This window comes from Smaragdicoccus niigatensis DSM 44881 = NBRC 103563, from assembly GCF_000380645.1.
Lineage (GTDB): Bacteria > Actinomycetota > Actinomycetes > Mycobacteriales > Mycobacteriaceae > Smaragdicoccus > Smaragdicoccus niigatensis.
On record NZ_AQXZ01000015.1, the window covers coordinates 20,207 to 40,207 of the forward strand.

The 20,001-nt window shown below is 62.4% G+C and carries 17 protein-coding genes and 1 pseudogene; 6 read left to right on the forward strand and 12 right to left on the reverse strand.

From position 1 onward, the window contains the following. Positions 1-28: 28 nt before the first annotated feature. Entirely contained in the window at positions 29-1,240 is a 1,212-nt protein-coding gene (locus F600_RS0108585; protein ID WP_026306314.1) for an acyl-CoA dehydrogenase family protein, read from the reverse strand. 88 nt (positions 1,241-1,328) lie between these two features. Between F600_RS0108585 and F600_RS30245 the strand changes: the two genes are divergently transcribed. Further along, entirely contained in the window at positions 1,329-4,016 is a 2,688-nt protein-coding gene (locus F600_RS30245) for an FAD-binding oxidoreductase (RefSeq protein ID WP_156024491.1), read from the forward strand. A 62-nt stretch (positions 4,017-4,078) separates the two neighbouring features. On the opposite strand, the gene F600_RS0108595 is transcribed toward F600_RS30245, so the two are convergent. The 6 genes from F600_RS0108595 to F600_RS0108620 all read right to left on the reverse strand — a co-directional run bounded on the left by F600_RS0108595 (position 4,079) and on the right by F600_RS0108620 (position 10,072). Beyond that, a complete protein-coding gene (locus tag F600_RS0108595; protein ID WP_018160198.1) occupies positions 4,079-4,771 on the reverse strand; it encodes a type 1 glutamine amidotransferase domain-containing protein in 693 nt (230 codons plus the stop codon). A 71-nt stretch (positions 4,772-4,842) separates the two neighbouring features. Further along, positions 4,843-6,054, reverse strand: a complete 1,212-nt coding sequence (locus tag F600_RS27530) for an MFS transporter (RefSeq protein ID WP_018160199.1) — start codon at positions 6,052-6,054, stop codon at positions 4,843-4,845. Then, positions 6,054-6,836, reverse strand: a complete 783-nt coding sequence (locus F600_RS0108605) for an alpha/beta fold hydrolase (protein WP_018160200.1) — start codon at positions 6,834-6,836, stop codon at positions 6,054-6,056. Before F600_RS0108605 ends, F600_RS27530 begins: the two co-directional genes overlap by 1 nt. Continuing rightward, positions 6,833-8,554 (reverse strand): GMC family oxidoreductase N-terminal domain-containing protein, encoded by a 1,722-nt coding sequence (locus F600_RS0108610; protein ID WP_018160201.1) that lies wholly within the window; start codon positions 8,552-8,554, stop codon positions 6,833-6,835. The genes F600_RS0108605 and F600_RS0108610 overlap by 4 nt, the downstream gene beginning before the upstream one ends. Then, positions 8,538-9,041: a hypothetical protein gene (locus F600_RS0108615; RefSeq protein ID WP_018160202.1), complete on the reverse strand. Its 504-nt coding sequence runs from the start codon at positions 9,039-9,041 to the stop codon at positions 8,538-8,540. Before F600_RS0108615 ends, F600_RS0108610 begins: the two co-directional genes overlap by 17 nt. A 131-nt stretch (positions 9,042-9,172) precedes the next feature. Further along, the gene (locus F600_RS0108620; protein ID WP_018160203.1) at positions 9,173-10,072 is read right to left on the reverse strand and encodes a hypothetical protein; all 900 of its coding nucleotides are present in this window, start codon (positions 10,070-10,072) and stop codon (positions 9,173-9,175) included. Positions 10,073-10,334: 262 nt separating this feature from the next. Here F600_RS0108620 and F600_RS0108625 point away from each other — a divergent pair, with 262 nt between their 5' ends. After that, entirely contained in the window at positions 10,335-10,742 is a 408-nt protein-coding gene (locus tag F600_RS0108625) for a nitroreductase/quinone reductase family protein (protein WP_018160204.1), read from the forward strand. A 17-nt stretch (positions 10,743-10,759) separates the two neighbouring features. Here F600_RS0108625 and F600_RS0108630 read toward each other — a convergent pair whose 3' ends face one another. The 4 genes and pseudogenes from F600_RS0108630 to F600_RS0108640 all read right to left on the reverse strand — a co-directional run bounded on the left by F600_RS0108630 (position 10,760) and on the right by F600_RS0108640 (position 14,846). Then, complete coding sequence (locus tag F600_RS0108630) at positions 10,760-12,112, reverse strand: WS/DGAT/MGAT family O-acyltransferase (protein ID WP_026306316.1); 1,353 nt, start codon at positions 12,110-12,112, stop codon at positions 10,760-10,762. A gap of 7 nt (positions 12,113-12,119) precedes the next feature. Then, the gene (locus tag F600_RS32350; RefSeq protein WP_245541512.1) at positions 12,120-12,587 is read right to left on the reverse strand and encodes an SRPBCC family protein; all 468 of its coding nucleotides are present in this window, start codon (positions 12,585-12,587) and stop codon (positions 12,120-12,122) included. Positions 12,588-12,596: 9 nt separating this feature from the next. After that, a pseudogene (locus F600_RS32355) lies at positions 12,597-13,289 on the reverse strand (type 1 glutamine amidotransferase domain-containing protein); the annotation flags it as partial. A gap of 6 nt (positions 13,290-13,295) precedes the next feature. Continuing rightward, the gene (locus tag F600_RS0108640) at positions 13,296-14,846 is read right to left on the reverse strand and encodes a succinic semialdehyde dehydrogenase (protein ID WP_211220055.1); all 1,551 of its coding nucleotides are present in this window, start codon (positions 14,844-14,846) and stop codon (positions 13,296-13,298) included. A 280-nt stretch (positions 14,847-15,126) separates the two neighbouring features. On the opposite strand from F600_RS0108640, the gene F600_RS0108645 reads away from it, so the two are divergent. Then, positions 15,127-15,897 (forward strand): hypothetical protein, encoded by a 771-nt coding sequence (locus F600_RS0108645; protein ID WP_018160208.1) that lies wholly within the window; start codon positions 15,127-15,129, stop codon positions 15,895-15,897. A gap of 77 nt (positions 15,898-15,974) precedes the next feature. Further along, a complete protein-coding gene (locus F600_RS0108650) occupies positions 15,975-17,219 on the forward strand; it encodes a saccharopine dehydrogenase family protein (RefSeq protein WP_018160209.1) in 1,245 nt (414 codons plus the stop codon). Between the two features lie 12 nt (positions 17,220-17,231). Here the strand turns inward: F600_RS0108650 and F600_RS0108655 are convergent, their stop codons facing one another. Further along, positions 17,232-17,672 (reverse strand): nitroreductase/quinone reductase family protein, encoded by a 441-nt coding sequence (locus tag F600_RS0108655; protein ID WP_026306317.1) that lies wholly within the window; start codon positions 17,670-17,672, stop codon positions 17,232-17,234. Positions 17,673-17,798: 126 nt separating this feature from the next. Here F600_RS0108655 and F600_RS0108660 point away from each other — a divergent pair, with 126 nt between their 5' ends. Next, positions 17,799-19,277 (forward strand): flavin-containing monooxygenase, encoded by a 1,479-nt coding sequence (locus F600_RS0108660; RefSeq protein WP_018160211.1) that lies wholly within the window; start codon positions 17,799-17,801, stop codon positions 19,275-19,277. After that, a complete protein-coding gene (locus F600_RS0108665; RefSeq protein WP_018160212.1) occupies positions 19,274-19,963 on the forward strand; it encodes an alpha/beta fold hydrolase in 690 nt (229 codons plus the stop codon). The genes F600_RS0108660 and F600_RS0108665 overlap by 4 nt, the downstream gene beginning before the upstream one ends. Positions 19,964-20,001 lie beyond the last annotated feature (38 nt).

Here is a 20,001-nt window from a genome sequence, read left to right on the forward strand (position 1 = left end):
GACCCACGCCGCCGAGATCACCCGAAGGTCAACGGATTGGCATTCCCGATATCGCGCGAGAGATGACCAGGCGCTGAATCTCGGAGGTGCCCTCAAAGATCGTGTAGATCTTGGCGTCGCGGAACATTCGTTCAACCGGGTGCTCGCGGCTATAGCCCGCCCCGCCCAGGATCTGGACCGCACGCTCGGTTACCCACACCGCGACTTCACTCGCCTTGAGCTTGGACATCGAGCCCTCGCCGGAGGTGAACGCCTTGCCGCTTCGGCCCATCCATGCGGCGCGCCACACGAGCATGCGAGCTGCGTCGATTTCGGTGCACATGTCGGCAAGCGCGAACGCAATCGCCTGGTTCTCGATGATCGGCCGCCCAAACGCGACGCGCCCCTTCGCGTAGTCGAGGGCGTACTCATAGGCCGCACGGGCAATTCCCAAGGCTTGCGCACCGACGATCGGTCGGGTCAGTTCGAAAGTCTTCATCGCGGTCTGCGTGCTCGTGCGCGTACCTTCCCGAGCCCGCGCGAGACGCTCATCGAGCTTGTCCTTTCCACCGAGAAGGCACCGACCCGGGATACGGACGTCATCGAAGAACACGTCCGCGGTGTGCGATGCCTTCAGACCCAGCTTCTTGATCTTGCGAGTGCTCTCAACGCCGGGAGTGCCCTCCGGCACGATGAAGGACGCTTGGCCGCGGGCCTTCAGTTCGGGGTCAACGCTGGCGACGACGACATGCGTTGATGCGATTCCACCGTTGGTAATCCACGCCTTCTGCCCGTTGATTACCCACTCGTCGGTCGCTTCGTCATACCGCGCGCGGGTGCGCAGGTTCGACACGTCTGAGCCCGCGTCAGGTTCCGTGGCGCAGAAGGCAGCGAGGCGCGGTTCACTGACATCGCCGTAGAACTGCGGCGCCCACTCGCCGATCTGCTCCGGCGTCCCCGCGGCGAGAAGACCACCGACGGCAAGGTTGGTGCCGAACATGACCATCGCCGTACCCGCATCACCCCAGAACAGTTCTTCGGCCAGCAACGCCATGGAGAGACCTGCGGGGTCACCCCAGGTCGTCGCGGTCGCTTCCCAGCCGTAGAGCCCGATCTTGGCGGCCTCTTGGATGACGTGCCACGGCACCTGCTCGTTTTCGTCAGCCTCAATCGCCGCTGGTCGCATGACGTCGACAGCGAACCTGTGGGACCAGTCCACCAACTCCTGGTGGTCGCTCGACAGTTCCATAGAGAAAGTCATTACAAAGCTCCTTACCTGCCAGTGGCAGAACATGTCGCATGCAGCGTAAGCTCGCTACCTGCCAGTGGCAAGCAGCGAGGAGACCGTGATGATTGTTGGCACCAAGTACGTGTCGAGCGATGTGGACACCAACTACGACGCCATCGTGATCGGATCGGGCCTCGGCGGCATGACGACCGCGGCACTGATGGCAAAAGCTGGACGCAAGGTCCTTGTACTCGAGCAGCACTACACCGCCGGAGGATTCAGCCATTCATGGGGCCGCCGCGGCTTCACCTGGGATGCCGGCGTCCACTACATCGGTCGCGTCCACAATCCTCGCTCCTTCGAGCGCCAACTCTTCGACCTGATCACGGACGGTCAGCTGAAGTGGGCCAAGATGGACCCGGTCTACGACAGGATCGTCATCGGTGACCAGACCTACGACTATGTCGCGGGCGCGAAGAACTTCCGCGAAAAAATGCTGGAATACTTCCCAAACCGCCAGCGGGAAATCGATACCTACCTGCGCCTTGTCCGCGAATCAACGAGCGAGTTGATGAACCACTTCGGACCGCGCCTGTTCCCCGGAATCATCCAGGCAGGACTCAAGGGTGTCACGCACCGCACCGGCTCAAAGTACTTCGAGCGAACCACGCAAGAGGTTCTCGAAAGCTTCATTGACGACCCCAAGCTCATCAGCGTTCTGTGTGGACAGTGGGGCGACTATGGGACGACGCCGCGGCGATCCGCCTTCGGTGCGCACGCCGCGACCGTGCAGCACTACCTCGACGGTGCCAGCTTTCCCATCGGCGGGGCGTCCGCGATCGCGGGGAACATCGTGCCCATCATCGAACGCGCCGGCGGAATGGTCTGTACCCAAGCCGAGGTCGACGAGATCCTGATCCGCAGGAACCGCGCGGTTGGCGTTCGCATGGCAAACGGCGATGAAATCCAGGCCGACCAGGTCATCAGCGCGACGGGACTGTTCAACACCTGGAACCGATTGCTCCCGCCACAGGTCCGTGAGCAGCACGGCATGGGTGACAAGCTCGCTCGTCTGAAGCCAGCGATTGCGCATGTCGGTCTGTACCTGGGGATCGACGGAACCACCGAGGAACTCGGGCTGGAGCAAGCCAACCTCTGGATCTACCGCGGCTACGACCACGACGCCGAGTTCAACCGATTCGCCCAGCAGCCGAACACCGACTTCTACGTCAACTACATAACCTTTCCGTCCACGAAGGACCCCGACTGGCCGCGCGAGCACCCCGGCAAGTCCGCCATCGACGCTATTGCCGCAGTCCCGTACGACTGGTTCAAGAAGTGGGAACGCAAGCCGTGGGGCGACCGCGGCGCGGACTACGAGGCCTTCAAGCAGCAGTTTGCCGACGCCATGCTCGCCGACGTGTACAAGTACGCGCCGGGCGTCCGCGGCAAGGTCGAGGTACAGGAAGTCTCTACACCGCTATCGACCGCCCACTTCAGCAACTACGCGAACGGCCCGCTCTACGGCCTCGAGCACACTGTGGAGCGGTTCAGCCAGTCGTGGATCAAGCCGACCACCCCAATCAAGGGTCTGTATCTGACTGGTCAGGACACCCTCCTCGTCGGCATCGTCTCGGCGATGGCCTCAGGACTGCTGACCGCAACACAGACTCTCGGACCAGCCTTCGCACGGCTTCTGCCTGAACTCGGGCTCGTCCGAGGCCTCCCGGCTAGCGTGCTCGGCAAGGTTCCCGGCATTGCGGTGCCGGCACCAAAACCAGCCGTCAAGCTCACCGAACCGGACCCGCTGCCCCGCACATTCACTGCGCGCTGCGTGGAAGTCATCGACGTGACCGCCGATACCCGGGCGCTGAGGTTCATGGACGGGTCCGGCGCGGACCTCATCTACAAGCCGGGCCAATTCTTGACCTTTCACCTCGACATCGACGGCACGACGTGTCAGCGCTCGTATTCAATGTCGTCGGACCCGACCAACCCGAAGATCTTTGAAGTCACCGTCAAGCGCATCGACGGCGGCCTTGTCTCCAACTGGCTCTGCGATTCAGTTCGAGTCGGCGACGAACTGACTGTCAGCGGTGCCCACGGACACTTCACCTGCGCTCCGAATCCTCGACGCAAGCTGCTGATGCTGTCGGCGGGCAGCGGCATCACTCCCATGCTGTCGATGAGTCGATGGATCGTGTCGCAGAAGCTCGACGTCGATGTCGTGTTCTTCCACAACGCACGCAGTCGCGACGATTTCATTTTCGGAGCAGAGCTCACCCAGCTCGCCCAGGACCATCCCAATTTCACGCTGCACTTGTCGCTCACCCGCGAGGGCCCCAAACAGGGTTGGGATGGGCCGACGGGATACCTCGATAGCGAGACCTTGGAGCACATCGCCCCCGATCTTGCCGAGCGCCACGCCTACTCCTGTGGCCCAGAAGGCTTCATGGAAAGCGTTCGCGGCATCGTCGAGGACACCGGCTTCCGCATGAGCCGCTTCTTCGAGGAGAGCTACGCCAGCCCGGAGGCGATCGTCACGCCAGGAGGCAACCTCGTCTTCACTCGCTCGAACAAGACAGTTCCGTGTGCGAGCCTCCAAACAGTCTTGGAGGCGGCGGAAGCGGGCGGACTCAAGGTCGACAATGCCTGTCGCACCGGCGACTGCGGTGAATGCACGCTGAAGACTCTGTCCGGCACTGTCGAGATGAGCAGCACCGCCGGCCTCGACCCAGCAGACGCCGAAGAGGGCGCCATCTTGAGCTGCGTGGCCTACATCGACGGCGACGTATTGATTGACGCGTAGTTAAAGAGTTCGACCCCCGATCAAGGTGCGATCGGGGGTCGAGTCAGGACTGAGCAAACGAATCAGCCTTCGAGAACCTTCACGACCTGCTTGGCCGTGACCTTTGCTGACGGCGGGTTCTGTCCGGTCACGAGACGACCATCGACGACAGCCTTGGGGACGAACGGAACGACCGGGACCTTCTCGTAGAGCGCGCCCCGCTTCTTCATCTCTTCCTCGACGTTGTACGGAACGAGCTTGTCGACTCCGGCGGCCTTCTCTTCGGCCCACGCGAAGCCGGTGAGCTTACGCCCCTTGACCAGCAGAGAGCCGTCCGAAAGCGTCACGTTGAGCAGGCCGCAGTAGCCGTGACAGACCGACGAGACGACTCCGCCATTCTCGAAGATCTCACGGGTGATCTTCTGCAGACCCGGGCTGTCCGGGAAGTCGTACATGACGGCGTGACCACCGGTGTAGTAGATCGCGTCGTAGTCCGACGAGTTGATGTCGTCCGGCGAAGCCGTGTTCGCCAGCAGTGCCATCTTGGCTTCGTCGGCGTGCCACGCCTTCGCGGTCTTGTCGTAGTTCGGGAACTTCAGCGAGCGCGGCTCCAGCGGGGACAGGCCGCCCTTGGGGCTGACGAGGTGCTGTTCGTATCCGTGCTTCTCGAACACGTGCCACGCGTGGGTGAGTTCGGACAGCCACAGGCCCGTCGGGTGGGAGGGGTCGTCGTAGTGTGCAACGTTGGAGACGACGTGGAGAATGCGTTTTGTCATGAGGTAAGAATCCTTGTCTTGAGTCGAGGGCGATATCTATTGGCCACTACGAATAACTAATTGGCCATTGGTCAGCGATTAGGTCTCAGTTCCTCCAGTGGGGTGACACCTACGTGCATGCCAAACTCACGACGCCGTTCACGACTGGTCGTGATGATCCCAACGATCGATATGGCGGTGGTCAACGCCGTGTAGGTCAGCAGGACGGTGTCCAGCCCGAAGGTGTGAACCAAGGAGCCGGCGATCATCGCGGGGACGCTGAAGGCGATATAGCTGACGACGTAAATGAAGGCGAACGTGGCCGCACGCTCGTGGCCGCCAACAAATTCCATGACCTGTCTCGCGCTAGCCGAGAATGCGAGTCCGAATCCGCTTCCCGCGACGACCGTGCTCACAAAGAAGAGTGGTACTGATCCGAGCGCGACGGACGCCGCGACGCCCACGGACCCGATCGCCATCGCGCAGCTCGCCGTGACCGTGATGGTCGCGGGCGCACACTTTCTGAGCAGCAGCGGCGCCACCGCTCCCGAGGCATTGAACAGGCCGATGGCCAGTCCTCCCGCGAGGCCGAGATGCAGGTCGAAGACGGTGATCATCGCCGGTGAGACCAGAGACAGATAGAGTCCGCTGATCGACCACAGCGCGATGATCGCGGGCAGAACTGCGAGGAACGTTCCGCGCGCGGCAGGGGGCATGGACAGGCGAGGAACCAGTGACTTCAACGCGCCTGGTCGACCGTGTGTGGTCCGCGTAACCGGGATTGCCGCGAGGGCAGCGAGCGCGAAGAACACCGCCAGCGAGATGAACGTGATGTGCACCGGGTTGTGGAATTGCTGGATGATCCACCCGGTTACGAGACCTCCTGCCGCGAGGCCGCCAAGCGGCGCGAATCCGTTGGCGAGCGCACCGACACGCGAACCCGCCGGTGAGTTCTCCAGGATCGCGGCGTTGAAGGCACCCAAGGCAATTCCGGTCGCGATTCCCTGAACTGCTCGGCCGGCGAGCAACCAGCCGACGTCCTTTGCGTACAGGAAGATGAGCATGCTGAGGGCTTCCACGACCAATGCGCCGATGATGACGGGTTTACGTCCAACATGGTCCGAGAGTCCCCCCGCGACCAGCAGCGTTGCCATCAGGGCAATCGCGTAAGTCGCGAAGATGATGGTCAGCATTGCCGGGCTGAAACCGAGCTCATGCTGAAAGGGAACAAGCAGCGGTGACGGCGCCGCGGCTGCGACGAAGAAGCCGAACAGTCCGATAACCAGGAGCGGAAGCGCGGGCATTATCGACCTCGGCTCGCGCCGTGAATGATCACGGAACTGACGGCTTGTGGATCGTCATACATGGGCACGTGGCCGCATCCCTTGAGGTTGTGCCATTCGGTGTCCAGAGGAAGCTGGTCCGTCTCGCGGCAACCGCGGTTGAGAAGCACGTCGCGGCTCCCGATCGCGATTGTCACCGGAACGTCCAGGTGTTGGCCTCCGTGGAATCGTGCGTGCGGAAAGGCAGCGAGAGTTCGGTCGAAGCCCGACGACCGGCCAAGCGCGCGGCTTTCGGCGATGAGTGCGGATTTCGGCAGTTTCCACGGCTTTCCGTACACTCCCGCGGCCGCGATGGAGCTGCCCGGAAGGCGGCTCAGTTGTTCGATCCTGCTGTCGAGACGCCGATTGACCCTGCGGTTGAACCGCAGCTCGCGCATGGTGTACTTCGGGACCTGCTTCCAGAGGCCCGCAGGACAAATACCCGTCGCGGAGCGTACTACGCCCATACGCGCGAGTTCGAGCGTGATCCATCCACCCAGGGAGTTGCCGGCGGCGTGCGGGCGGACCACACCTAACGTCGTAACGAAGTCGTGGACCGCATGCGCCAGGCCCGCCGGGCTGACGTCGGCCGCGTCGTCCATCAGTGGCGATTCACCGAAGCCGGGAAGGTCGAGGGTGATCACGTCGAACCGGTCGACGAGGAACGGCAGGACCGGAGCCCACGACTGTCGGCGCCCGCCAATGCCATGGATGAGCACCAGCGGCTCCCCAGTTCCGGCACGCTCGTAAGCGAGTTCGGTCATCGATCGTCCCACTCACGTTCGGGATCGAATCCCGGCAGACCCAGGTCTGCCCGCAGGATGTCCGCGGCCCGTTCGGCGAACATCGAGATGGTGAGAAACGGGTTCACCCCGAGCGCGCGTGGGATGACGGACCCGTCGATAACCAGAAGTCCCTCATGCAGATCTCCGTCAGCACGGAAGACGCGTCCGGCATCGTCGACCACGCCGCCTTCCACGTTGTCCGCGGTCGCGCACCCGCCGATCGGGTGGCCGGTCATTCGGTGCTTGCCCATGAGTACGTTCTTGGAGACGTACGTGCCGCCGACGGACTCCACGACACGCTCGAGCGTGTCGTCGATGTCGCGCAGCATCCGTTCCTCGGGAGCACCTGGCCAGTCGATGGCGACCGAACCGTTCTTCTTGAGGACGAACTCCCCGTCGGAGTTGTCGTGCGCCATGATGAGGAAGCCCAGTGAGTGGTTCATCGCGCCGTCGGTGTTCCAGCGCACGTCTTTGCGGATTCGTTTGCGTTTGATGCGATCCTTGGGCCGCTTTCGAACGGTTCCGAGCGTCATGAGGGCGACCCGGAGGACGTCCACGACCGCCCGCGGAACCGACATGTCTTCGACAGTGAAGCGTTTGCGGAGGTCAGACTGGTTGGCGCCGAACCGCATTGCGGAGTTGATGCTCGGGCCGCACTGGACGTCGGAACGTGGCGAACCGTCGGTTGTCGCCCATGGCAACGTGTCGGTGCGGAAGTCAGTGTTGTAGGCGAAGGCGTAGTTGTCGCCGTTACCACTGAAGTTCTTGCCGAGCCACTCCGAGGTGCTGAGGCCGCTGGCTCTGGATCGCAGCAGAATCCCGTTCGTCCCGAGGGTTCCCGCGCTGAGGATGACCCGTTTGGCGGTGATTTCCACCGGCGTCGTATCCCGGCCTCGTGAGCCGTCCCGTCGCACTCCGACGACCTGCCAGCTGTCGTCCGCGGACTTGGTCACCCGATCGACCTCGATGCAGGTGTGTAGTTCGACGCCGTAGTGGTGGGCCATCGGCAGGTAGTTCGTCATCAGCGTGTTCTTGGAGAACGAGTTGTCGCCGGTTCCGTCCCCACCATGCAGGGGGCATTTCTTGCGCTGCACGCCATACTTGGTGACGCGATCTTCGGTGCTGACGGTGATCTCGAGGTTCGTTGCCGGTACTCCCGCTTGATCTGCAATCTTGTTGAATGCGTCCACCCGTGCCAACGGCTGGTCGTCGGCGAACCGAACGGCACCGAGCATGGCTTCGGCGCGGCCGAAGTACTTGGCGAGGTGTCCGATCCCGTCGGAGTCCTCCTCGACCGCATCGCGGAACGCACGTGGCCACGACTGCAGAAAGACCTCGCGGTCGGGTCGCATGGCGACGTTGAAGTTGACCAGCGAGGTACCGCCAAGTCCGACCGCCTGGAGGACGTCGATGTCGTCGTTGCGGTTGATCTCGATGAGGCCGAGCGGGTTCCGCGTCGAGTACATCTGCTTCATCGCCGATCGACTCGTTTCCGGGAACGTGCCGGTCGGATGTTCTTTACCTCGCTCGAGCACAGCGATGCGGAGTTTGCCGCCGGAGGCCGCATTGGCGACCCCCAGTCGCGCCGCCATGATGGACCCGCCGTAGCCCGAGCCGACGATGACGATGTCGTACTCGCCGGCCAGCGCCTCGGGTGCGCTGGCCAGCGACTGTGCGATCTCAGACACCGGTCGCATCCAGCGCGAACCACAAGACATTCGCCGCGTCGTTCTCGCCCTGCTTCCACATCGCCGGGCCGAGGAACATTCCGGGCGAGACCTCGCGCAATTCGTCGTGGATCTTTCGAATGAACCACGGGTTGCCCGGCTGCTCGTAGTCGAGCACGATGCAGTCGTTGCCGTCGATGAGCGACTTCTGGATTCGGGTCTTGAACTCGAACCAGTCCATCGAGACGCCGAGCTGGATACGGTTGATGCCCTTGCCGCTGGTCGCGTCCTCGGACGTCAGCGTCTTGCCGTCCCAGGGAAAGACCGGCAGCTTCGACCACAGCCGCAGGAGTCCCGCGACAGGCGTGATGCGATGCGTGCCGCGCACCGCGAGCATGCGCCCCTTGGGCTTGTTGTCGAGAACTTCCAGGTGGTCCGGAACCGAACCCGACTTATAGAGCGCTTCGAGATCGTCGAAGCTCATCGATGACAGATCGTCCAGGGTGTAGGTGGTCATGTGATTTCCGTTTCTAGATGTTTATCGAATGAGACGCGCAAATTGGTGCTGACGCTCCGCGCCTTGAATTTGGGCGTGCTGAATACAGTGCCGCGATTGATCGCGGCACTGTATTCCAATGAATTGGCTTGCTACTTGTCGTACGCGGTGGTCGGCCGCGGCAGGTGCAGCATGAGCTGGGCGTCTTCGATGACGTCGAGGCGCAGGATCGTCGATGCGCCGAGACCGTCGAGCAATTGTGTCAGCGGGCCGTCGTGGCGGGTGAGCTTCACATCGCGGGGGAAACTGCGCTGTGCGTACGACAACGTGTTGGTCTGGACAGTGGTCGTGTGCCATTTGCCGTCTACGAGGCCAACGGTCGTGCTGGTGCTGATGCGGGACTGCGGCTTGACCTTCTCGAACTTGGGAAGGGGTGCCTGGAACGTCAGATCCGGGGCCCCGCCGGGACCATTGGAGATCTCCGCCCGCACGTCCTGGTCGATGTTGACGCTGATGTCGGTGCGCCATTTCGGCAGCTGGTAGCCGTTGACGCCGCGCACCCGGGCAATCTCGGTAGTGACCGGGAGGGCCAGCACGTGGGCGTGGAAGCTCTGGCGACGCATGGAGTCGAGCAGTTCCAGTTCGGGGAGTCCGGTCGCACCTGGCCGGCGGGCAACCACAGCCACAGACACTTCGTCATACGGGTCGTTGTCGCACACCGTGTACGAGAAGAACGTCAGCGCCACCAGGCCCTGGGTCGGAACTGCGCGCAGCGGCTCGATCGGCTGGGGAACGGCCGCGCGCAGCTTGTCGAGCGGAGCGAGCATCAGGACCTGAATGATGCGGGCGCTGTAGTAGAAGTTCGGTGCGTAGATGGGCCCGACTCGGGACTGCACCAACTGCTTGGGCACTCGGCGGAACCAGTCGATGTTGGCCACCGCCGGATCCTGTGCGACCTCGTCGAGGTTCGGATTCGACCGATAGCGGTCGTAATAGCCGCCCTTCGGGACCTGGACCGTCTCGCCCGCGAATTCGACGTCGATAAATTCCATTGTGCGATGCCTCGCTCGTTCATGTGGTAAGCCGCCGAATTCGGCGACTGTTGTGGACTTCATTGGGCGGTGCCCCTATCCGGCGTGTGAATCCACATCGGATTAATTCGAAACTAATCGGTTTTCGACACTCGCTACAGACGACAAGTGGCCAATAACTTATGACGAGTGGCCAAGGCGATTGCCGTAGGAACGCAGTGCGTCAGGATCGATGTAGCGCAACATTCTGCGCACCTGTTGCCGTAAACGAAAGACGTACGCAATGAGTAAGAACGACACCATCGTCGCGGAGTTTCGCGCGAACAACGGAACCGTCACCACCGGTGGATTCGGGCGGCACCTGATCCTTGTCCACCACATCGGCAACAAGACCGGAACGGAACGCGTCACGCCGCTCTTCGCGATGCGAAAGGACCAGGACACCTGGGTGATGGTCGCAACCAAGGCCGGCGCACCCACCGACCCCGACTGGCTGCACAACTTGCGCGCCTTCCCCGAGGTGACCATCGAGACGCCAGACGACGGAACAGTACCCGTTCGCGCGGAGGAGATCACCGGTCCCGAACGCGACGCAATCTGGGCTCACCTCACGCAACTGGTCCCGCTGCTGGGCGAGTACCAAGCCAAGACAACTCGCGTCATACCGGTCATCGCGCTCCACCGGAGGTGACGGGCCTGCCGGGCTCGTCACTCCAACTCAGCAAGACTCCACTCGAGGTGCTCGAGCATGCGCTGAAGTCCGGGAACCGCGGTCCGGCAGCCGACGATTCCGATGTCCAGGTTGCCTGCGTAACTTACAGCGGTGATGTTCAAGGCGTTGTGGTCTGCGGGTATGGACACCGGATAATTTGCCGCCATCCGCGCACCGTTCAAATACAGCGGCTCCTTCGGGCCCGGAACATTGGAGATGACCAGATTCGCGACCGGAGGCGCGATCGATCCGATGCCCGGCAACGCTCCGGTCAGCAACTGCGCGGCCTGCATCGTCGCACCCATAAGCTGGATTTGGGACTTGGACTGCCTGGCCATCGTTGCTTTGGCGCTGTTCATGGAGCCGACGATCGTCGCGAGCCGATCCTCCGGATTCGGCAGATGTGTGCCGAGATTACAGAGCGCAAATCCAATCGCGTTGCCCCCGTCGGAATCTTCGGATCTCACCGATACCGGAACGGCGGCGACCAATGGCCGCGCCGGCAAGGCATCATGAGAGAGAAGATACCGACGTAGGGCACCCGAACACATTGCGAGGAATACGTCATTGAGCGTCGCCCCCGCACCGGCTTTGCGCCCGGCTTCGCGGATACGCTCAATCGGCCACGACTGGGCGGCGAACCTACGGCTGCCCGTGATGGGAACGTTGAACATCGTGCGCGGGGCAGGCAACGGAAGAGCCGAGTTATTTCTACCCACGCTCCCGGCTGCGATCTTGCCGAAACTCAGCGCCGCGGGCCCCGCCGCGCGGACATAGTTCGCTAAAGCACTTGCCGTTGCCGGTGACGCTGTTTTCGGTTGACGAACCGGGACCGACGGAGGCTTAGCCCACAGCGGCGCGGACGTACCGTCGACCGTGTCCGAAAGAGACGACGCCACGAGGCGCATGGCGGCCACACCATCGGCGAGCGAGTGGTGCAGCTTCGCGTAGACGGCGAATCGATTGTGGTCGACACCCTCGATGAGGTGGTACTCCCAGAGCGGTCGATGCCGATCCAACAGAGCGCTGTGCGCACGCGAGACGTACTCGAGCAGCTCGCGAACCCGGCCCGGTTGAGGCAGGCCCGACAGCGTCACGTGATGCGAAAGATCGACGTCGTCGTCTTCGGTCCACCAGATCTGGCCGAGCGAATCGACCGGATCTGCAGGCCGTTTCCGGAAGGTCGACTTGAGATCCGTGTACGTCGTCACGTCGTTGTAAAGGTTGCGCACAAACTGTTGGTCCGCGTGCGGCGGGAGCTCGAAGAGTTGCATAGCCCCCACATGCGTCGGATGTTCGCGTGATTCGGCCAGCAGGAAAATTGAGTCTGTTGGTGAAATGAGCCCCATGTCCGTGTCAGGCCTTCTGGTCCGCGAGGCGTGTCGATGGTTCGAATTTCGCCGCAAGCCGTTCCAGCGTCGTCCGCATTCCGTCCCGGAGATGATCACTTCGGTCGGTTGCCCCGGCCATGTCCTGCAGGAGCACCACTGGACGAATCTGCTTGGTGTGCTTGCGGATCGACTCGGTCACCCGGGTTCCTCCGCCCTCGGCGTCGGCAAAGGTATACCGCCAGTGCGACTCTGAGGGCGAGTCGGTAAGGAATGCGAATACCTTCCCCGGGACGTTCTCAGTGACGGTGCCGGTCATCGACCAGCGGTAGAGGGGTCCGATGTGATTACGGCCGACGAATCTTCTCCCCGGTTCTATCCACGCCGTTTTCCTGTTTTCCGGACTGATTTCGCCCATGTGCGTCATGTCGCTGATGAACGCCCACAGTTGCTCGCGGGGCGCATCGATGACTCGCGACACGACCACCTCGAGCACCGGTCCACTCAGTTCGGCGACCAAACGTTTGGCCAACTTTTCTGAAGAAGCCGGATTCTGGCCCGTGTAGAGGTTCCGGTCGATGACCACGTAAGGGCGCAACGGAATCTTTCGCTTCGAATAGTCGACGCCCGCTTGTTTGAGTCGATCCTCCAGCAGCCAGGGCGCCTTCTTGGCGAACCGGTTGAGAAGTTCTTCTCGGTTGGATAGTCCGGTCATCCGATAGCCCGCGAAGGGCGATGTCCCGTCCGGGTTTCTCGCGGCCAGGATTGCCGCCGGTGCATGGCACAACAACGCCAGGGGCTTACCTGATTGCAGCCGCTTGGTCAGCAATTGCCCTGAGGTCTCGTTGTAGGCGAGGTCCTCCATCGGTCCGTGCCCACCCGGATAGAAGACGAGGTCGAACTCGTCCGCGTCGATCTCGTCGAGCGGCACAGTATTTTCGAGTTCGGCGGCGATGCTGTGCAGGTAGTCCCTGACGTGCGCGGTCTTGCGCGGCAGGCCGCCGGCGAGCCCCACACTGAGCTGGTCGAGCGTGGGTGGTTTCCCGCCGGGGGTCGCGATCGCCACCCGCCATCCGGCTTCGGTGAAGATGCGGTGCGGGACCGCAACCTCTTCACCCCAGTACCCCGACGGGTGCACCGTCCCATCGTTGAGGGTCCAGCGATCAGCCGCTGAGACCACAAACAAAACGGTCTTCATGGTTAGCTACTTCACCCCGGCGCGTTTGAACATCTTCAACGCCACCGTGGTGGCCTTCGCCCAGGCCTGCCACGGGATCGACTTCGGCGGGTTGATGTTGTGCAGTCGCTGGTAGGCGATCGTCTGACCTTCGGTGTACTTGAGAATGCCTTCCGAGCCGTGACGGCGGCCGAGCCCAGAGTCCCCCATGCCACCCATCGGCGAGTCGACGCTCCCCCATGCTGCGGCATAAGCTTCGTTGACGTTGACCGTGCCGGCGTGAATCCGCGATGCGATCGCTCGCCCGCGCGCGCCGTTGCTGGTCCACACACTCGCGTTGAGTCCGTACTCCGTGTCGTTCGCCAACCGCACTGCAGTGTCGTCGGCCGAGAACGGGTAAATGGACACCACGGGACCGAAGGTCTCCGACCGGTAGAGAGTCATGTCCGGGGTGACGTCCTCCAGGATCGTGGGCTCGAAGAACAGTGGTCCGAGATCTGGGCGCGGGTTGCCGCCGGCGAGGACTTTCGCGCCTTTGGCGACGGCGTCCTCGACATGCGAACTGACGGTCTCGAGCTGGCTCGCGTTCGTCAGTGAGCCCATATCCATGTCGAACTTGTAGCTGGCACCGAGCCGCATCTCGCCGACGCGTTTGACGAACCTGGGGACGAACTCGTCGTAAATGTCCTCATGGACGTACATGCGCTCGACGGACACACAGAGTTGGCCCGCCGAGGGGAAGGACGCCGCGACAGCTCCTTCGACTGCTCGGTCGAGGTCCGCGTCGTCGAGAACCACCATGGGATTCTTGCCGCCCAGTTCCAGGGACGCACCGATCAGTCGACGACTTGCCGCGCTGGCGATCTCGCGGCCACTCGCCGTCGACCCGGTGAACATCATGTAGTCGGCGTTGTTCATCAACGAGTCGCCGATCGAACTGCCGCGGCCGATGACGATCTGCCACACGTCACGCGGAAGGCCCGCTTCGCGCATCAGCTCCAGCGCCCACAACGCCGTCAAAGCGGTCTGCGTGTCGGGCTTCTGCACAACAGCGTTACCTGCCATCAGTGCCGCGATCGTGTCGGTGGCGGCCATGCTCAGCGGGTAGTTCCACGGGGAGATCACGGCCACGACACCCTTGGGATGACGAAGTTCGGTGGTCGCCGTCATTCCCGGAATCAGCCCGCGGCGACGCTTGGGAGACAGCACCGACTCCGCCGTTCGCGCGTAATAGCGCGAGACGATCGCCGCGTCCATCACCTCCATGAAGGCATCGCGACGGGTCTTGCCGCTTTCGGCCTGCATGATGTCGAGAACTTCGTTCTGGCGCTCGAGCACCAGGTCATGGAAGCGCAGCAAGATCTTCTTGCGCTGCTTGAACGAAGTGTTCTTCCAGTCCTGCTGCGCCCTGCGGGCACGAGCGAAGGCGTCTTCGACGTCGTCCGGGGTCGACACCCGGAACGAAGCCAGAGCATCCAGTGTGTAGGGAGCTCGCGTGGTCGTCTTCGCGGCGTCTGGCTTCGCAACGACCAGGTTGGCCAGACGATTTGCCACCTCGGGCGTCAGCGAGGCGGGCATTTCGCCCGGGTGCTCGAACGCGGCCCGAACCGATTCCGGCGTTGCTACTTCACTTCTCGTCATGTCATTACTCCGTTCAATGTGGGCGCTACCCACCGAGTGATTCGGTTGCTCGCCGCGAGTGGCGAGCAACCGCTAATGACTTCCAAGCTAGGGAAATCGCGCACCCGCCCACAGATGACAACGGGCCAATGACTTTTGCCGACTGGCCAATTCGTATCTCTGCATTCCGAATGGAATGCCCGTTGACCAGCGCTTTCGCGCCCTAATGTAAGTGGCTATGTTCGCGCGGACGTTTCAGGAGATCGCCAACGGTGGCCGACTCCCCACGTTGTTCATGCTGTTGGCGATCATCGCGGCCTTCACGTTCATCCGCTTCAGCACCCGCATGATCCGCGCTGAGGTGAAGTGGTGGCCCGGCAACATCACGCCGGGAGGCCTCCACCTTCATCACGTGGTGTTCGGGGTCGGCTTCATGCTTGTGGGCGGACTCGGACTGGTGGTGCTCGCACCGGCGTTCAACCTCACCGCCTCATGCGTCCTCGCCGCGGTATTCGGCGTCGGCGTCGCGCTGGTGCTCGACGAGTTCGCGCTGATTCTGCACCTGAGTGATGTCTATTGGGCGAACGAAGGGCGCAGCTCGATCGCCGCAGTGTTCGCCGCAATCGCCATCACCGGCCTCTTCCTCCTCGGCTTCCATCCACTGGGGATCGCCGGCAACTTCGATCTGTTGCGCGAGGACCAAAGTGTGGTGGTACGGGTCGCGACGCTCGGATACTTCACCGCACAATGTGTGCTCGCCGTGATCGTGCTCCTGAAAGGCAAGTTCTGGACTGGGTTCCTCGGCATGATCTTCGTGCCGTTCCTGGCGGTCGGCGCGTTCCGCCTCAGCCGGCCCCGAGCGCCGTGGGCGAAGCACTTCTACGCGAACAGCCCCGAGAAGCTCGCACGGTCCAAAGCTCGGGAACAGCATTACCGAGCACCCTTCATGCGGCGCTTCCAGGACGCGGTTGGGGGCCCGTTCGGAGTTCAACCGCCTGAAACTCCGTGAGCGCATGGCCAGTCGACATAACTCCTTGGCCTTCCGTCATCTGTCAGCGCGAACGAAAACCCAGTTGACTTGGATCTATGAATTCCCCGGAATACGACCTCATCGTCTTTGGTGCGACCAGCTTCGTCGGCCAAATCATGACCAAACATCTTGCTGAGCACTTCGCCACTCACGATGCAGAGGCTCGGTGGGCCATCGCCGGTCGATCCAAGTCGAAACTCGAGGAGCTGAAGCGGTCGCTCGGAAGTGCCGGCCGATCTGTCCCGATCGTGGTCGCCGACGCCGCAAGTGAAGAGGAACTACGTGCTCTGTGCGCGCAAACCCGCGTGGTCGTGTCGACGGTTGGCCCCTACGCCCTGTACGGCGAACCGCTGATCAAGGTATGCGCCGAAACTGGCACCGACTATTGCGACCTCACTGGAGAGACGCAATGGATCAAGAAGATGGTCGACAAGTACGAGGCCACAGCGAAGCGCTCCGGTGCACGGATCGTGCATTGCTGCGGTTTCGATTCCGTTCCCTCTGACCTGGGCGTGTACTTCCTCCAGCAGCAGGCGCTGCGACAGTGGGGCGCGCCCGCCACCAAAGTCACGATGCGAGTCAAGACGCTCAAGGGTGGAGCGTCCGGTGGGACGATCGCCAGCATGCTCAACGCCGTGGAGGAGGCTGTAGCCGATCCGGCGCTGCGCAAGCAATTGACCAACGCGTACTACCTCTGCCCTGACGACCACGGGTTCTCCGCCCGACAGCATTACGTGAAGTCAGCCGAGCACGATCCCGATTTCGATGCGTGGACTGCCCCGTTCGTCATGGCGGCAGTCAACGAGCGTGTCGTGCACCGCTCCAACTTCCTGTCCCACAATTCGTACGGAGACGGCTTCACGTACAACGAGGCGATGCTGACTGGATCAGGCCTGCGCGGACGGTTGAACGCGACCGCTATCGTGGCCGGTCTTGGAGCTTTTATCGCGGGTGCAGCCGTGAAGCCCACACGCAGCTTGATGGAACGCTTCCTACTTCCGAAGCCGGGCGAAGGCCCCAGTCCGGAAGCGCAGGCGGCTGGTCGCTACGACATCCGCTTCGTGGGCAAGTCCGAGAGTGGTCAAACGATCCGGACCAAGGTCACTGGACAAGGTGACCCCGGTTATGGCTCCAGCAGCAAGATTCTGGGGCAGGCGGCGATCAGCCTTGCCTTCGATTTCTCCGATGCGGGCGTCAAGACCGGGCCCGAGGGTGGATTCTGGACGCCCGCGACCATGTTCGACCAGCGCCTCATTGGCCGTTTGACGCGCTATGCAGGTATGCGATTCGAACTCGCCTAGAAACGTGTTCAGTCAGGACACGAATTCACAGATCACGACCGGAATCTCCCGTGTCGTCCGCTGTTGATACTGGGCGTATCCGCGGTAGGCGGCGGTGATCTGCGGCCATAGCTGTGCCCGCTCGGCCGCACTCGCGGTACGAGTGCGAACCTTCCGCCGGCGGCCGTAAATGACCAGCTCGGCGTCTGGATTCGCACGCAGGTTCTGGTACCAGTCGGGGTTGCGATCGTCGCCGCCCTTCGACGCGACGAGGACGACCCGGTCGGCGTCATGAACAGGTGAGGTCAAGTAGCACGAACGAGGTTGTCCGGACTTGCGGCCGACCGCATGGAGCTCAACCACCGGCATTCCGAAAGCGCTTGCTAGTAAACGATTTCCGGTAACGGTGAGGACAGCCTTGTGCACGAGGTTCATCAGCCTGGCGCTCCGGTCTGCGCGGGCGTTGCTGTTCATTACTGGAGGACCTTCCGAGTTGCGAGCGTCACACCATCGTGGGTGTTAACGGTGTTTACATCACCTAAGTTAGCACCGCATACTAGATGCTAGCAATGCTTACATCGGTCGGGAGGATCAATACTGATGACAAACACCAACGCGCAGACACCGCGAATCGCCATCGTCGGGTCCGGCTTCGCCGGACTCGGCGCAGCGGTCTCACTCAAGCGTCAAGGGTTCGACAACATCGTCATTTTCGAGAAGGCGTCAGATGTCGGCGGCGTATGGCGAGACAATGACTACCCCGGCGCGGCCTGCGACGTGCAGAGCTACCTGTACTCGTTCTCGTTTGCACCAAACAGTCAGTGGGGCAACACGTTCGCCCGACAGAGTGAGATCTATGCCTACCTCCGCAAGGTCGCCGTAGATTTCGACCTGCTCCCCCACATTCGGTTCAACACCTCGGTCGATGCGGCGCGCTGGGACGCTGGCCGATCCATCTGGCGACTCGACACCGCGGGCGGCGTCACTGAAGTCGAGCACCTCATCGTCGCGACAGGTGCGCTGTCCGAGCCTGCGATTCCGAACCTCAAGGGCATTGAGCAGTTCAATGGAGAGGTATTCCATTCGGCCCGATGGAATCATTCGTTCGACCTCGAGGGCAAGCGCGTCGTTGTCGTCGGAACCGGCGCATCAGCAATCCAGTTCGTCCCGGCCATCCAGCCCAAGGTCGACCACCTGACCCTGTTCCAGCGCACCGCGCCATGGGTTCTCCCGCGCCACGACCGCCCGATCGGAAGCGTCGAGCGCACCCTCATGGGTACGGTCCCACTCCTTCAACAAGCCGAGCGTGCGCGCATTTATGTCCAGCGGGAAATGGCGGTTCTCGGCTTCCGCAATCCACTCCTGATGCGAATCGGCGAATTCCAAGCCAAGCGGCACCTGCGCGACCAGGTCGCCGACCCTGAGTTGCGCGCCAAGCTCACGCCCGACTACCGACTCGGCTGCAAACGGATCCTCATCTCCAACGAGTACCTCCGGTCGCTCGATCGGCCGAACGCCGACGTCGTCACCAGTGGAATCCGTGAAGTGACTGCTGACGGTGTCATCGACAACGACGGCGTTCTGCATCCAGCAGACGCCATCATCCTCGGAACGGGCTTCAAGACTGCTCGACTGCCGCTGACGGACGCGATCGAGGTTGATGGCAGGACAATGGGCGAGACCTTCGGGAAGAGCCCGCGGGCCTACCTTGGGACATCGGTGGCCGGTTATCCGAACGTCTACCTCATGCACGGCCCGAATATCGGACTGGGCCACACGTCGGTGATCCAGATGTTCGAATCGCAGGTCAACTACATCGTCGACGCGATTTCGCACGCGGCCAGCCAGAACGCCGGCGCGATCGAACCGACTGCCGAAGCGCAGGAACAGTTCGGCCAGCTTGTCGACCGCCTCACCGAAGGATCGGTCTGGACGTCGGGTGGATGCGACAGTTGGTACCTCGATCAGACGGGGCGCAACAGCAACCTCTGGCCGGGAACGACATTCGACTTCAGCGCCAGATCGAAACGCTTCCGAGCCGACGATCACGTCCTGACTCCCGCGAAGGTTGCGTCATGACGACTCCGATCGTTTTGCTGCACGGTCTCGGCGGCTCACCGGCCGCGTGGGGCCGGGTGCGTCCACTCTTGGACGGCGACGTAATCGCACCCAAACTGGCTGGCGACTCGATCGAGGCTGACGCCGACAGGGTCGCGGAGGTCGTCTCCGCGCCTGCCATCGTGGTCGGCCACTCGAGGGGTGGCCTCGTTGCGACCGCGTTGGCCGAGCGTCATCCAGAACTCGTCAAACGGCTCGTCCTAGTCAACGCAACGCCGACACGGGACAGCCGGATCAGCGCCACCGGCTTGTCCGAACGCATCCTTGAGATCCCGCTGGTCGGCGAGGTGATCTGGCGCAACCTCCCCACGGCTGTGGTTGCGAAGGGATTGGCCTCGGCCTTCGCGCCTGGAACACCGGTCCCAGGCCAGTTCGTCCGGGATCTCCAGGCAACGAGACTCACCACCTTCCTGTCCGCCACCCGCGCAATCGATGCCTATCTGGAAACCAGCCCGCTCGGTGCACGCCTCACGGCACTATCCCAACCAACACAGATCATTTACGGCACCGCTGACCAACGAGTCGATCCAGCGGCTTTTGGCGCGCTTGCCGGCATCGACGGAGTGACAGTCACTTCGTTGCCGTCGGTTGGCCACACCCCAATCTGGGAGCGTCCGGAAGCGGTCGCTGCCGCGATCATGGCGTGACGAACGCATCGCACCAAATGTGTGCAGTGCTAACTATC